Below are 13,981 nucleotides of genomic sequence, written 5' to 3' on the forward strand. Positions count from 1 at the left end.
TAAATCCATTTTTTAAGCGTAGGGAAGCCGCCATCCATCAGGATGGAAATAGCGGCAAGTTTTATTTATAGATTTACAGTCGCGATGTTTTTATTGTTATTTTTTAAGTCAGGAATAGTGTCATTCTTTTTTCGTTGATTAATTTCCTCGATAATAAAAGCGAAGCGCGCTTCGTTGAGCTTATAAAAGAAACCCATAGTCAATGCGGCCATTATCGCCAGACCACAGGGCCAGAGAAAAATTAACTGGCGTAATCCCAGTAACGTGGCATCACTTTGCGCGATGTTGGGGACATAGCCAATCTGGGTCAACATAATACCAGGCAGGAACCCTGCCAGCGCGGCGGAAATCTTGCGCGAAAAGGTATATCCCGTGTAAACGGAACCTTCTGCGCGAATCCCCGTTTTCCATTCGCCGTAATCGACAGTATCCGGTACCAGCGCCCAGTTCAGACTGTTGACGAAGGCGGTACCGAAGAAGGCCATACAGGAGAAGATGACGAATAAAAAGGATGTTCCACCCCAGAAGAAATTCAGGATATCCCCGACGGCCCAGAGTGTCAGTCCTCCAAGATAAACCTGTTTTTTGCCGAAACGTCGTACGGTAGTGGGGACTAACAATACGCCAACCAGAATGCACCCCATGCTGAAGAAACCCATCCATGACAGCAAATGGATATCATTCAGTACGTACTGGGTGTAATAGACCTGGATCGCCAGCTTGATGTTGAAGGCGGCCAGCGTACACAAGTTGGCAATACACAGGACTAACAACGGCGGATTGCGGAAAATCGCGCAAAACGATTTGAAAATACTGGGCTTATGGTGAGCGGGCACGATTTCGATGTAGCGCTCCTTCACGCCACGGAAACACCACCCCATACTGAGCAATCCGCACACGGAGAAAATCAGCGCCGCGATCAAATAGCCAAGTGACGGTGAACGGGTAAAAAGCCCCTGAATCGGCATAAATCCGACGGTACACAGAAGCAGTCCGATGGTTGCGCCCCCCTGACGCCAGGCGGCAAGCTGGGCACGTTCATGTGGGTTTTTGGTGATGGCTGGTACCATCGCGCCATAGGAGCAGTTCATCAGGCTGTAAAACAGACCGAACAGCATAAACAGTACAGTAGCCAGCGCCGTTTTTACTGTCAGGGTCAAATCAGTGGCAAAAAACTGCATGCTGGCGACCAGCGCCACGGGAAAAGAGGCATACAGAATAAAGGGACGGAATTTCCCCTTAATGCCAATATTACGACGAGAATCCAGCAATACGCCGGTTAGCATATCGGTAAAGGCGGTAAAGAACTTCGCTACCAGAAAAATAATCCCGCCGTAATACGCAGGGATCCCGAGTTCATCGGTATAAAACTTAAGCAGATACAGCGTCCCGATACACAGCATCAGGTTTGAGCCAAAATCGCCCATGCCGTAGGCGAATTTTTCACGCAGGCTCAGTTTCAGCGTTAGCGGATCATGGTCAAACATAATCGCCTCCCATAACGCCCCGCAGGGCGTTGGATATTATTGTTTTAAGCCGTTTGTTTACGGGCTTCAATCTCTTCCACAATGCGGACATACATCTTTTCGTTGAGATTGTAGAAACAGCCCATTGCAATGATGGTCACGACTGCCAGCGCGCAGGGATAAATAAAGATCAGTTGTCGCAGACCCTCGACTGTTCCCGCCGATTGCACCACGTTAGGCACATAGCCGATTTGGGTCAGCATCCACCCCGGGAAAAAACCTGCCAGCGCTTGTGAGACCTTACGGAAGAAAGTGAAGCCGGTGTAGACCGTCCCTTCTGAACGTACACCAGTCCGCCATTCGCCGTATTCCACCGTGTCGGAGACCAGCGCCCAGTTCAGGCTGTTTACAAACGCAGAACCGAAGAACGCCAGACAAGAGAACGCGACAAAGCTCACCGAACCGCCGCCGAAGAAGTAGTTAAGCAGATCGCCTGTGACCCAAATCAGCAGGCCGCCGATATAAACCTTTTTCTTGCCGAAGCGGCGGACCATCCCCGGCATTAAAAAGACGCCGATGAAAATACAGCCCATGCTGAAGAAGCCCATCCACGACAATAAAATTGGGTCGTTTAAGACGTACTGGGTGTAATAGACCTGGATCGCCAGCTTGACGTTAAATGCGCCGAGCGTGCAGAGGTTAGCAATACACAGAATAAACAGCGGGCGATTACCCGCGATGGCGCGGAATGACTGCAACAACCCCGCTTTCTGCGTCGCGTCGACAGGTTTTACTTCGACATAACGCTCTTTTACCCCGGCATAGCACCACCACATGAAAAACAACCCGAACAAGGAGAACAGCGTCGCGGCGAAGATATACCCCAGTTGCGAGTTGCCTTCGATCAGGTTCATGACCGGCACAAAACCGACGGTACATAGCAACAGGCCAAGCGTCGCGCCGCCCTGTCGCCAGGCGGCGAGCGAGGCGCGCTCGTCCGGGTTTTTCGTAATGGCGGGCACCATTGCGCCATAGGAGCAGTTCATCATGCTGAAGAACAGCCCGTAGAGCATAAACAGGACGGTCGCCATGACCGTTTTTCCGGTGATTTCAAACGGCGTACCGACAAAGTTAGCGATAGCCAGCAGGGTCACCGGAAACGCAGCGTACATCACGAAAGGCCGGAATTTCCCTTTTGGACCGATTTTACGTCGTGAATCGAGCATAATACCGGTTCCCATATCGGTAAACGCGGTAAAAAACTTGGCAATAAGGAAAATGATACCGCCATAGGTGCCCGGTAAACCGAGAACATCGGTATAAAACTTCAGTAAATAGAGCGTACCGATATCCAGAAGAATATTGGAACCTAAATCACCCATCCCGTAGGCGAGTTTTTCCTTAAAAGGCAAGCGTAGGGTTGCCGGATTGGTTATGTTTTGACTCATGATTATCCCTCATTTGCCCGTGAATCTTGCCCACGGGCGAGCCTTATTAGATGTGGCGTAAAGATGTAAACAGCGAAGCCCACTCACTGTTCGCGCGATAAAAGACCGGAGGTTTGCCCAGCGGCGCGTCTACGGTTACCTCGCCACCCCGATGGGTTTCTCCTGTCCAGAGATTCACCCAGTTGTCCTCCGGCAGATACAGTGTCCAGTCATTACGGCCCTGCTCATATACCGGGGCGACCAGCAGATCTTGTCCCAGCAGGTATTGGTATTTCAGGGTGTAGGTGTGCGCATCGTCTTCGTAATGCAGGAATAGCGGGCGCATGACCGGCAGGCCGGTCGCGGCGTTTTGTGCGACGGCTTGTTTGAGATATGGCTTCAGGGTGGTAAAAACGGTCGTCATTCTGGCGAAATGGGCGATGGTTTCGTCATCACCGTCAAACTGCCAGTTGTCACCGGGACGGTTACCTTCATGAGTGCGCATCATCGGCGTGAAAGCGCTGAAATCACACCAGCGCAATAGCAGCTCTTTGCTGCGTTTCATCTCAAACAGCGTGGTGTAACCCCCGATGTCGCTGTGGTGCAGGCCGTGACCGGTCATGGCCAGCGAGAGCGCGGCGGGGACAACGGAAGCAAGGCCATCGTCCAGGCTCCAGTCCACGTTTTGATCGCCAGCCCACATCATGGTGGAGTACTTCTGACTGCCGGTATAACCCGCCCGCATGAAGAACAGGATTTCGCCAAGCTTGCCGGTTTCCTCGAGCGCCTCGTAGTTACATTTTGCCCACAGTGCAGGCCAGGCATTATGCATGATCTCAGCACTGACGCCGTTATGAAGAACCGTGTCGGTCGGCAGATACTCGCCAAAGTCCGCCATCCAGCCGCCGCAACCGAGTTCGATCATGTTTTTCTTGATGACGCCTTTGAACCAGTCATAGGCCGCTGGGTTGGTTAAATCAACCACGCCACCGTAAAATTCACCAAATTCAACGAGGTAATCATTACCCGACACATCTTTTGCCAGATAGCCGTGCTTTGCCGCTTCGGCGCACAGGTCTTTGTCACTGGCGACATACGGGTTGATATAAGAAAGGAATTTCACGCCTTCGGCATTCCATAGTTTTATACGGCTGTCCAGTTGTGGATAGTTGTCGCTGTTCCACTTCCAGTTCCACATCACCCGCTTGCCAAATGAGGTCATGCGGATCCCGGACCAGTCCTGTGCCCAGATGCCGTTCACTTTCACGCCACCACGACGCATCGTATCCAGTTTTTTCTGGCAAACGTCGGTGCCGCCCTGAATGCCCAGCGTGACGCCATCATAAATCCAGTCCGGTAACTCTGGCTGGCGACCTAACAGCGCGGTCATTTTTTCCAGCAGGGTGATATAGCTGTTGGCGCATTCAAAACGCAGAGTTGTTTTATCCTCCCACAACGCCAGTTCGTGATAATCCGGCGCGCTGAAGTCAAAATTCATGTAGCAGCTATTATCAACGTGGCAATAGTATTTCTGCGTACTGACAAATGTGGGTTGCGGGAAGAAGGTCCAGTAGTAGTCGCCGCCCGCGTTCTCTTTGCAGTCAGCTTGCCAGGTGACGTAGCTGGTTTTGTTACGGCCCACCCCCTGTTCGCTGGTCCACAGTGGGAACGGTTTCCCGCGCAGGTCGAAGTAAGAGAACTGTTCACCGCAGCCATAAACATGGTCGTCCGGGTTAGCCGCCAGCCGCAGCCAGATGCGGTTATGGTTGCGATCGTCGTTGTGCAGATCCAACTGCAGACGACCCGCTTCATCGACAGAGATATGCAGCGTCGCATTGACGGCATCACCACGGCTAAAGCGAACTTGCCAGCCGTCGGTTGATTCGCTGATCGCGGCATCGGTCAGGGCAATTTTCTCGTTAAGCTTATCTTTAATGCTGAAGTTACCGCGAAACATATCGATATCGGCGACGCCCGCACCTACCCACAGACAGGGGGTTTCCGTGCTGTGGCACAAAATCAGCCGCTGGTGATACGTCAGCGTAAAGCCATCCTGTAGCGTGGTTAGTTTTAAAGGGGTCGACCGTTGTTGTAGCGAATTCATTATAATTCTCCGTAACAATAGGGTAATTCGATAATCTGTCGGTTTTTTGTTATTCGCAGCCGATTAAAAAACGCATCTCATGGATTTCTCCTGGCTTAAGGTGAATCAGGCTAATCCCGGAATTAAAGGCGTCGGGCGGACAGGTCATGGGTTCCACCGCAAGGCCGCGTCTGTTCAATTTTTCGCCGGTATAGACCTGCAGCCAGGTCTGATGGCTACGTAACCAGGTGGAGAGATTTTGTGCCGGGCTGGTTATTCTGACTTCCCAACCCTTGGCGGGAGCGCTGACCTTAAGAGCATGATCAATAGACGCTTTTGCAATTAAATGCGGTTCCGTGAAATTCCGTTCTGCACAGGAGGTTTCACTGATGGGGAGCGTGAGCTCGCAGTCGTCAATAACTTGCAGATTGCAGGTCAAATAAGGATGCGCACCGGCACCATAAGGAGCTGCGCCGTCGCCTACATTCTGGGTACGAATTAAGACGTGTAATCCAAGGGTGGCATCCAGTCGGTACATGACGGTTGAAACCAGCGCAAAAGGGTAGCCATAAGAAGGCGGCAGAAAAATCGTCAGCGATACCTCAGACGCTGACTGATGGTGGATCTGCCAGTCCCGCCAGGCTAACAGCCCATGGATGGCGGAGTGTGAAACCGGGTCGTTAACCGCAAGCTGATATGTCTTTCCGTTATGCTGATAGCAGCCATTTGCGACACGGTTCGGCCAGGGAATTAATACTTTCCCAAGATGCGCCATCGGCATCTCTTCAGGCTTATGTGGGATAACGATATGACGCCCACGATGCGTAAGCGCCGCAAGGCCTGCGCCAACCGTGACAATCGTTGCCTGGTAAGGCCCGACCTGAAGTTGAATCGTTTTTCCGCCGCTGTGCATGGCTGCTATCCTCATGAACTATTTAGCGTTGATGTCCAGTAAACCCGCGGCAACGGCGGGGGCCAGACCCGGCGCCAGTGGCAAACGTGGGATCACCAGGCAGTGCAGCAGATGATAAATATCCTGCTTGCCGTCCCAGACTTTGGTTGTCACCTGGTTATTGATGTCCAGTTCCTGCCACCATGAACCATTTTCGTAATCCATCAGGTACTTAATGCAGTATTCCCACCATGTCTGATACCAGGTTTCGTACTGACGATCGCCCGTTACCGTATACAGCGCATAGGCGGTGCCCATCGCTTCCACAATGGGCCAGCGCACACGTTCACGGACGATTGGCTTACCGTCCCAGTCCACCGTGTAAACAAAGCCATCGGCACCGTCTGGCGCCCATGCGTCGCGGATAGTGGCGTGAAATAACCCCTTAGCATCTTCCAGCAGCCAGTCAGGCGGTGTTTCAGCGCGCGCTTGCAAGGCCGCATACAGATGCAGCATCAGACGCCCCCATTCAATCCAGTGGCCAGGCGTGCCGCCGTAGGCGCGGAAACGGTGGGCAGGGTTGTCTTTGTTGTAATCGCGGATCGGGTTCCAGTTCACGTCGAAGTGCTCATTGACCCGGTATTCCCCTTTGCGAGCGACATCATGAATGATGACCGAGGCGATGCGGATCGCACGATCCAGCCATTTTTTGTCATGGGTGACGTCGTAAACAATCAGGAAGGCTTCAACGGCGTGCATATTGGCATTGCCGCCGCGATAGTCTTCAGTTTTGCTAAACGCTTCATCCCAGGATTCCAGACACATTTGCTCTTCTTCACTCCAGAAGTATTTCTCAATGACTTCAATGGTATAATCGAGCAGTTTCCTGGCATCAGGGTGTCCGGTGGTGACCGCGCTGGCCGCGCCCAGCAGCGCAAAAAAGTGTTGGTATCCCTGTTTGGAGGCATCTACCACGCCTTCGTCATTCACACAGGCGTACCATCCACCGTATTTTTTATCCCTGAGCGCGCCGTTCATGGCCTTAATACCGTGATCGACCAGGCTGTAAGCGCCTGGCCTGCCCATCGCTGCGGCGACGGAATAGACGTGCAGCATGCGGGCGGTGATCCACAGGTGCGTGCCCATCTCTTCTTTGATCTGTCCTTTGTTACCCAGCCAGCCGAATCCAGTGGAGACGGCGGCATTTTTGCCAAAGTTAAAGATGCGGTCGGTTTCCTGTTCCAGCCAGCGGTTGTGGCTCAGCGTGTTAAACCATTTCATTCTTTTATCCTCACATTAACGACGGCGAGCCATCATTTCGTCGACGATCTCTCCCAATCGCTGTAGCTTAGGGGCAGAGACATCGCGCAGCATCAGTTCGCTGTCCGGCAAACCAATCACTGACGACCACACCGCCCGGCCGGCCAGGAAGCCAGAAGCGCCAGCACTCATCGCGACGCTGACCGCACGTGGAAACAGCTTTTCGTCAACGCCGGAAGAGAGAATGACCCACGGCATATTGATGTGTTCGTTCAGATGTTGAGACGCGCTGAGCAGGGCTTGCTGTGTGCCTTTACCGTGCAGCGGCATTTCGACCTTGTAGAGATCGGCGCCGCAGTCGCCCAGCTCTTTGGCCGCTTCGATAATCGCCTGTTCACGATCGAATTTATCTCCACGACGGGGCGGACGAACCACCGGTTCGATGATGCTCAACAGACCATGGCTATGGCACAGCGCATTGAATTCTTTCACCATTTCAAGACGTTGCTGCGCATCTTCATCACTGCGCCAGAGCACGAGCAGCTTTAAGGCTTTCGCACCATCCTGCTTGACGGCTTGCGGATTGATGCTTTTATCAATCACCACGCTGTCGACGGGAATGCCATTACCTGGGATGAAGGCGTCGGCGGCGACAATCATGGCGCAGCTTTTGGCCACTGCGTTTTGCTCTACCGCCTGGCGGTAGCAAAACTGCTGGTCAAGCAGGATCGCGGAGGCATATGGTGAGAGAATCTTTGCAGCATTGACTTTAAAATCCGTGAGATGCTGATCGGTGACCGGCGTTGGCGTGCCTGCGGCGGCAAACATCAGGCGCATCGCTTCACGCTGGTCAACGGCCAGCATGGCGAAGCCGCCGGAAGGTCGGGTGATATCTTTCAGGGTGTACGTGGTCATTCTTCAGTCCTTTTACCTGTCAATGGTGGTTTTTCAGTCCGGCAGTCGTGCGAACCTGTTCGAGAATGGCGGTCCAGTCTTCCCGCCCACGGCCAGCGGCTCGCGCCTGGTTATAAACTTCCCTGGACGCCGCGCCGAGCGGCATTGGAACGTGCAGTTGGTTGGCGACATCCAGTGCGATACCAAGATCTTTATGGGCCAGGTCGATCATGAAGGCCGGGGAAAGATCGCCTTTCAGCACTTTGTTCGGCCACGAGGTGGTGAAGTGGCCCTTTCCGGCAGGCGTCCCGCTCATGACCTGTAGCGCCACATCGAAGGCGAGGCCCAGTGCTTCACACAGCACGGCGGCTTCGGCTGACAGGGCATTCAGCGCGATGCTCATATAGTTGTTAATCAACTTCACGCGGATCCCCATTCCGGGGCCGCCGGCGTTAATCAGTTCATTCCCCATTGCCATCAGTACCGGTGTGGCGCGCTCGACCTGGTCTGGCGTGCCGCCCGCCAGCAATAGCAATGTACCGGCAACGGCGTGATCGGAGGTTCTGCCGACAGGTACATCCATCATGGCGAAGCCATTGGCGCGCATATCGGCGATCAGTTTGTCGGTCTGTAAGGGATGGATGGTCGACATGTCGATCACCAGCGACTGTGGGGAGAGGCTTTCACAAACGCCTTCTTTACCGAATAACACATTGCGTACCAGATCGCCGTTGGGCAGCATCGTGATAACAAACTCAGCGCCTTCTGTGGCTTGCGCCGGCGAGCGGGCAGGTTGTGCCCCTTTTTCGGCCAGGCGTTTTACGGCATCGGCGTTAATATCAAAAACGCTGAGTTGGTGACCCTGCTTGAGTAAATTGCTCGCCATTGGCGCGCCCATCTGCCCTAACCCGATAAATGCGATTACTGCCATATCGTTCTCCTGAGACGGTGGTGTCATTTTTTGTCATTTATGACCGGTTGTTTCTGTCTGTTTTTGATCGTATTTGTAATTTATGGTCAAAAAATTGACAGCCGTCACTTTTTAAACATTTAGTGAAATTAAAATAGCCTCATCCCAACATGCTTAAGGAACGACCATGATTCGTGTTGCTTGTGTAGGTATTACTGTGCTGGATCGCATCTATTACGTAGAAAGGTTACCGACAGAAGGCGGTAAATATGTGGCGCATCGCTATACCGAGGTCGGCGGTGGGCCGGCCGCGACAGCCGCGGTGGCGGCGGCAAAATTAGGTGCTCAGGTAGACTTTATTGGCCGCGTGGGCGATGACGACACCGGAAACCGTCTGCTGTCGGAGCTGGGAGCCTTGGGGGTAAATACCCGCTACACCCGGCGCTATGCTGGAGCGAAGTCATCGCAGTCCGCCATTATGGTCGACACCCACGGGGAGCGGGTTATCGTCAATTTCCCCAGCCCCGATCTGCCGATAGAGTCTGACTGGCTTAACGACATCGACTTTTCTCAATGGGATGTGGTGCTGGCGGACGTTCGCTGGCATGAAGGGGCAAAACAAGCATTTACGCTGGCGCGTCAGGCGGGCGTGAAGACGCTGCTGGATGGCGATGTGACGCCGCAGGACATCAGCGAGCTGGTGGCCTTAAGCGATCATGCCGCGTTTTCGGCTCCGGGTCTGGCGCGACTGACCGGCATCAATGAAATCGCCAATGCGTTGAAACAATCACAAATGCTCACAAATGGACACGTCTACGTCACGTTGGGTGACGAAGGGTGCTATTGGATAGAGAAGGGGATGTTGCAACACCAGGCTGGTTTTGCCGTGGATGTGGTGGATACCACAGGGGCAGGCGATGTTTTTCACGGAGCACTCGCATTCAGCCTCGCGTCAGGAAACGAAATGAAAGAGGCCGTCAGGTTCGCCAGTGGGGTGGCGGCACTGAAATGCACCCGGCCCGGTGGGCGCGCAGGAATCCCTGACTGTGATCAAACCCGATCTTTTCTGTCACTTTTTGTATAAAATGCAGGGCAATGGTTTTTTGAGGAATTTTCATGAGTTTTACCGAACTGACCGGTAACCCACGGCATGATCAACTGTTGTCGCTCGTTGGTGAACGTGGGTATATGAACATTGATGAACTGGCGGGTTTACTGGATGTCTCCACGCAGACGGTGCGCCGTGATATTCGTAAATTAAGCGAGCAAGGGCTGATTACCCGTCATCACGGTGGGGCAGGCCGCGCGTCCAGCGTGGTTAACACCGCCTTTGAGCAACGTGAAGTCTCGTGGACGCAAGAGAAAAAAGCCATCGCGGAAGCGGTGGCGGACTATATTCCAGATGGTTCAACGGTCTTTATCACCATTGGCACCACCGTGGAGCAGGTGGCGCGGGCATTGTTGAACCACAATCATCTGCGCATTATCACCAACAGCCTACGAGTAGCGCATATTCTCTATAACAATCCCCGTTTCGAAGTCATGGTTCCAGGTGGAACGCTGCGACCACATAACAGCGGTATTATTGGCCCTTCTGCGACCGCGTTTGTCAGTGATTTCCGTGCGGACTACCTTGTCACCAGCGTGGGGGCGATAGAAAGCGATGGGGCGTTGCTGGAGTTTGATGTCAATGAAGCCAGCGTGGTGAAAACGATGATAGCCCACTCCAGGCATATTCTACTTGCTGCCGACCATACCAAATACCACGCCTCAGCGGCGGTTGAGATTGGCAATATCTCTTCTGTCACCGCGTTGTTTACGGATGAACTTCCCGGCCCGGCTCTCCATACGCTTCTCCAGTCTAATCAGGTGGAGATTGTACAGGTGAGCCCGGACCAGGATGATGTGATTTCTGCATGACTGCCTCCTTTTAAATAAACCGCCGCTCAGGCGGTTTTTATCACAAAAAATAAAAATAGTTAAACATCCTGGTATTATGTGTAAAACTCCTAAAGCTCGCATGAATTATCAAAATGTGCTTTTTATTCCTCTTGATTTATAAGCCTTTTTAACCTTCCATATTCTTTTTTTTAGCTGTTTTAAAAAACAGCCAGGAATAATATTAATAAATGGGTAGCCTTTTATTAATTTGCCTTTTTCGTCATTTCAAGCCCCGTTGACATAACATTTGAATAACTGTATTAATCGCGCAAAAGGAAAGATTTATAATTTTAAGGTAAGTGAATCTTTAAGATTTTAAAGATGAACGGACCCGCTTTGCCTTTTAATTAATTTTTACTGCGTCTTTTATGCTCTTATCCGAAAAAAGAGTAGTACGGAAAAGGTATTCCTATGAAAACACAAAAAATGAAATGCAAACCACCCTCACCGGGGAAATTGGCACTTTGTATCGCCAGTGCGCTAGCTCTGGGGAGCCTTAGCGGACAGGCGATTGCTGCGGGATGTAGTTACACGACAACGGCCCAATTTTTCTGTGACGATCAGACGATTTACTATAATGGTAACCCTCTGCTGTCAAATAGCCGCGATTACACTACATTTGACGAAGTCTTAATTAATACAAGTCAGAACGGCACAACCACACCTTTACAAGGTTGGGGTGTCTATATCGATAGCACGGGCTATAAATTTAAAAATCTGGTCATTAACACTACTGGCTCGGAAGCGGATGGGATCCACTCTAAAAATGTCGGTGGTCGATTAGAAGCAGAAAATATTACCATTACGACGACCGGAACGAGTTCTGATGGGATTAACCTCGGTCGTGAACTTACCGCGGCATACTCTGTTGTTGAAGTGAGCGGAAATGTTTCTGTCAATGCTACAGACGGTATGGGGCTGCGTGCAAATATCTCCAGAGCCAACACGAGCGCGCAATCCTCAATCATTGTTCACGGCAATGCTGATATCGTTACTCGCGGTAGCGGTGGTATGAACTCCGGATACGGGATTTATGCGGGCAAAGATCTCGGTGACCTATTTGGTAGTGCGGCGGGCATCGCCGATGTCACCATCGGTGGAACCACAACCATTACGACTTCCGGTTCGAATGCATATGGGGTTTACGCCGGGCGGAAAGGTGAAGTTAACCTCAATAACCTGGATGTCACTACAACTAATAGTGGCGCGCATGGCATCTATGCCTCCGCCAGTAGCGATTTCGCCACGGTGAATCTGGGGGGAAACACGGCTATTGATGCTACAGGCAACAACGCTTACGCGATGTATGCCTATCAAAGCAAAGCGCTCATTCGTTCCTGGGATAAGGCAACCGATACTGCAGCTTCAGGCGTCTATGACATTAAGGGTAATCTGTACGCGCGTTCAAGCGGTGTTATTGACCTGACCATGGATGACGGTAGCCAATTCGTCGGTATCGCTAACTCTTCACAACTGGAAAACACGGCTTCTTACCGTGCAACCATTAATCTGAATATGAAAGGCGCCAGCAGCGAATGGAAGATGACCGGTAAATCCGTCGTTTCTAACCTGACGCTGGATCAAGCCACGCTGCGTTATAGCTCTGACGGTGTTTCTCGCGACGATGCGTTAACGTTCAAAACGCTGACCGTGATGGGGAACTATATCGGTACCAACGCATTGTTAGTGCTGAACACCGTGCTGGAAGGCGATACTTCCCTGACGGATCAACTCATCGTTCAGGGCGATACCTCAGGGAATACCAAAGTCGGCATCAACAACATTGGTGGTGTGGGTGAACTGACCGTCGATGGAATCAAAATTGTTGAGGTCGCCGGGAACTCTGACGGTACCTTTACGAAATCAGGGCGTATCGTTGCTGGTGCGTATGATTATGATGTGGTGAAAAAAGCCAGTGACTGGTATCTGACTAGCGAACTGTCACCGGTGGACCCGCCGCCTGTTGATCCACCACCTGTCGATCCAGAACCTGAGCCCGATCCCGATCCCGCGCAGCCAGACCCAGAGGATCCTCCTGGACCGCCAGTATACCCGGGCCCCGTCGAACACCAGTATCGTCCTGAGTTTGGTAGCTATTTGGCGAACAACTATGCGGCGAACACGATGTTTATCACCCGTCTGCACGATCGTCTGGGCGAAACCCAGTATACCGACATGCTGACCGGTGAAGAAAAAGTCACCACGATGTGGATGCGTAATGTCGGTGGTCATAATCGCTTCACCGACGGCAGCGGACAGTTGAAAACCACCGCTAACCGTTATGTTCTGCAGTTAGGCGGCGACCTGGCGCAGTGGAGCAGCGACGGCCTCGATCGCTGGCATCTGGGCGCGATGGCGGGTTATGCCAATCAGAAAAGCAAAACCCATAACAGCTACACGGGCTATTCGTCCCGTGGACAGGTAGACGGTTACAGTGTGGGTCTGTACGCCACCTGGTACGCCAACGAAGCGGATAAAACCGGCACCTATCTGGATAGCTGGGTGTTGTACAACTGGTTTGATAACACCGTGCGCGGCGATCATCTGGCCAGTGAAAATTATAAATCCGACGGCATCACGGCGTCTGTTGAAGGGGGCTACAGCTTCCTGGTCGGGGAAAGTGAAAATCAAACCTACTGGATCCAACCGAAAGCACAGGTTATCTGGATGGACGTGCAGGCCGATTCACACCGCGAACACAACGGAACTCAGGTGAAAGACAAGACTGACGGTAATCTGATGACTCGCCTTGGCGTTCGTGCTTACCTGAAAGGTCACGCGGAGAAAGATGCGGATAAAGGCCGTGATTTCCAGCCGTTTATTGAAGCGAACTGGATCCACAACACCAATAACCAGACTGTACAAATGGGCTCCATTAAGGATGAAATCAGCGGGACGCGTAATATTGGTGAGCTGAAAGTGGGCATCGAAGGGCAGATCAATCCTCGTCTGCAGGTGTGGGGCAACCTTTCGCAGCAGGTCGGTGATAACAGCTACAGCGATACCTCCGCGATGCTCGGGGTGAAGTACAGCTTCTAAGAAACCGATAAATATCACACCAGAACAAGGCGATGCTGTAACGGCATCGCCTTTTTTCCTTCATCTTTC

Annotated in this window: 10 protein-coding genes; 3 read left to right on the forward strand and 7 right to left on the reverse strand. The window is 52.2% G+C overall.

Features of this window, described 5'->3' with window-relative positions:
• Window positions 1-65 precede the first annotated feature (65 nt).
• From KE671_RS20585 to yihU, 7 genes are read right to left on the reverse strand one after another with little or no spacing between them, the layout of a single operon-like run.
• A complete protein-coding gene (locus KE671_RS20585) occupies window positions 66-1,487 on the reverse strand; it encodes an MFS transporter (protein ID WP_206164519.1) in 1,422 nt (473 codons plus the stop codon).
• A 44-nt stretch (window positions 1,488-1,531) separates the two neighbouring features.
• Window positions 1,532-2,914, reverse strand: a complete 1,383-nt coding sequence (locus KE671_RS20590) for an MFS transporter (protein WP_206164520.1) — start codon at window positions 2,912-2,914, stop codon at window positions 1,532-1,534.
• A 46-nt stretch (window positions 2,915-2,960) separates the two neighbouring features.
• Window positions 2,961-4,997 carry an alpha-glucosidase gene (locus tag KE671_RS20595; RefSeq protein WP_206164521.1) on the reverse strand — a complete coding sequence of 679 codons (2,037 nt, stop codon included), beginning with the start codon at window positions 4,995-4,997 and terminating at the stop codon, window positions 2,961-2,963.
• Window positions 4,998-5,046: 49 nt separating this feature from the next.
• Window positions 5,047-5,904, reverse strand: a complete 858-nt coding sequence (locus KE671_RS20600) for an aldose-1-epimerase (RefSeq protein ID WP_432759342.1) — start codon at window positions 5,902-5,904, stop codon at window positions 5,047-5,049.
• 3 nt (window positions 5,905-5,907) lie between these two features.
• Window positions 5,908-7,149, reverse strand: coding sequence for an AGE family epimerase/isomerase (yihS, locus tag KE671_RS20605; protein WP_206164523.1), 1,242 nt, complete (start codon window positions 7,147-7,149; stop codon window positions 5,908-5,910).
• Between the two features lie 15 nt (window positions 7,150-7,164).
• Window positions 7,165-8,043 carry a sulfofructosephosphate aldolase gene (gene yihT, locus KE671_RS20610; protein ID WP_206164524.1) on the reverse strand — a complete coding sequence of 293 codons (879 nt, stop codon included), beginning with the start codon at window positions 8,041-8,043 and terminating at the stop codon, window positions 7,165-7,167.
• Between the two features lie 19 nt (window positions 8,044-8,062).
• Entirely contained in the window at window positions 8,063-8,953 is an 891-nt protein-coding gene (gene yihU, locus KE671_RS20615; protein ID WP_206164525.1) for a sulfolactaldehyde 3-reductase, read from the reverse strand.
• Between the two features lie 166 nt (window positions 8,954-9,119).
• On the opposite strand from yihU, the gene KE671_RS20620 reads away from it, so the two are divergent.
• From KE671_RS20620 to KE671_RS20630, 3 genes are all read left to right on the forward strand, one after another.
• A complete protein-coding gene (locus KE671_RS20620) occupies window positions 9,120-10,016 on the forward strand; it encodes a sugar kinase (RefSeq protein ID WP_206164526.1) in 897 nt (298 codons plus the stop codon).
• Between the two features lie 32 nt (window positions 10,017-10,048).
• On the forward strand, window positions 10,049-10,852 hold the full coding sequence (locus KE671_RS20625) for a DeoR/GlpR family DNA-binding transcription regulator (protein ID WP_206164527.1): 804 nt from the start codon (window positions 10,049-10,051) through the stop codon (window positions 10,850-10,852).
• Window positions 10,853-11,284: 432 nt separating this feature from the next.
• Entirely contained in the window at window positions 11,285-13,912 is a 2,628-nt protein-coding gene (locus tag KE671_RS20630; RefSeq protein WP_206164528.1) for an autotransporter outer membrane beta-barrel domain-containing protein, read from the forward strand.
• Window positions 13,913-13,981: the final 69 nt, after the last annotated feature.

Origin of the sequence: Citrobacter amalonaticus, from assembly GCF_018252635.1 — a bacterium.
Taxonomy (GTDB): Bacteria; Pseudomonadota; Gammaproteobacteria; order Enterobacterales; family Enterobacteriaceae; genus Citrobacter_A; species Citrobacter_A amalonaticus_E.

Coding starts and splice junctions, on each gene's coding strand:
- KE671_RS20585 (WP_206164519.1), bottom strand. CDS start 1,487: ATGTTTGACCATGATCCGCTAACGCTGAAACTGAGCCTGCGTGAAAAA.
- KE671_RS20590 (WP_206164520.1), bottom strand. CDS start 2,914: ATGAGTCAAAACATAACCAATCCGGCAACCCTACGCTTGCCTTTTAAG.
- KE671_RS20595 (WP_206164521.1), bottom strand. CDS start 4,997: ATGAATTCGCTACAACAACGGTCGACCCCTTTAAAACTAACCACGCTA.
- KE671_RS20600 (WP_432759342.1), bottom strand. CDS start 5,904: ATGAGGATAGCAGCCATGCACAGCGGCGGAAAAACGATTCAACTTCAG.
- yihS (WP_206164523.1), bottom strand. CDS start 7,149: ATGAAATGGTTTAACACGCTGAGCCACAACCGCTGGCTGGAACAGGAA.
- yihT (WP_206164524.1), bottom strand. CDS start 8,043: ATGACCACGTACACCCTGAAAGATATCACCCGACCTTCCGGCGGCTTC.
- yihU (WP_206164525.1), bottom strand. CDS start 8,953: ATGGCAGTAATCGCATTTATCGGGTTAGGGCAGATGGGCGCGCCAATG.
- KE671_RS20620 (WP_206164526.1), top strand. CDS start 9,120: ATGATTCGTGTTGCTTGTGTAGGTATTACTGTGCTGGATCGCATCTAT.
- KE671_RS20625 (WP_206164527.1), top strand. CDS start 10,049: ATGAGTTTTACCGAACTGACCGGTAACCCACGGCATGATCAACTGTTG.
- KE671_RS20630 (WP_206164528.1), top strand. CDS start 11,285: ATGAAAACACAAAAAATGAAATGCAAACCACCCTCACCGGGGAAATTG.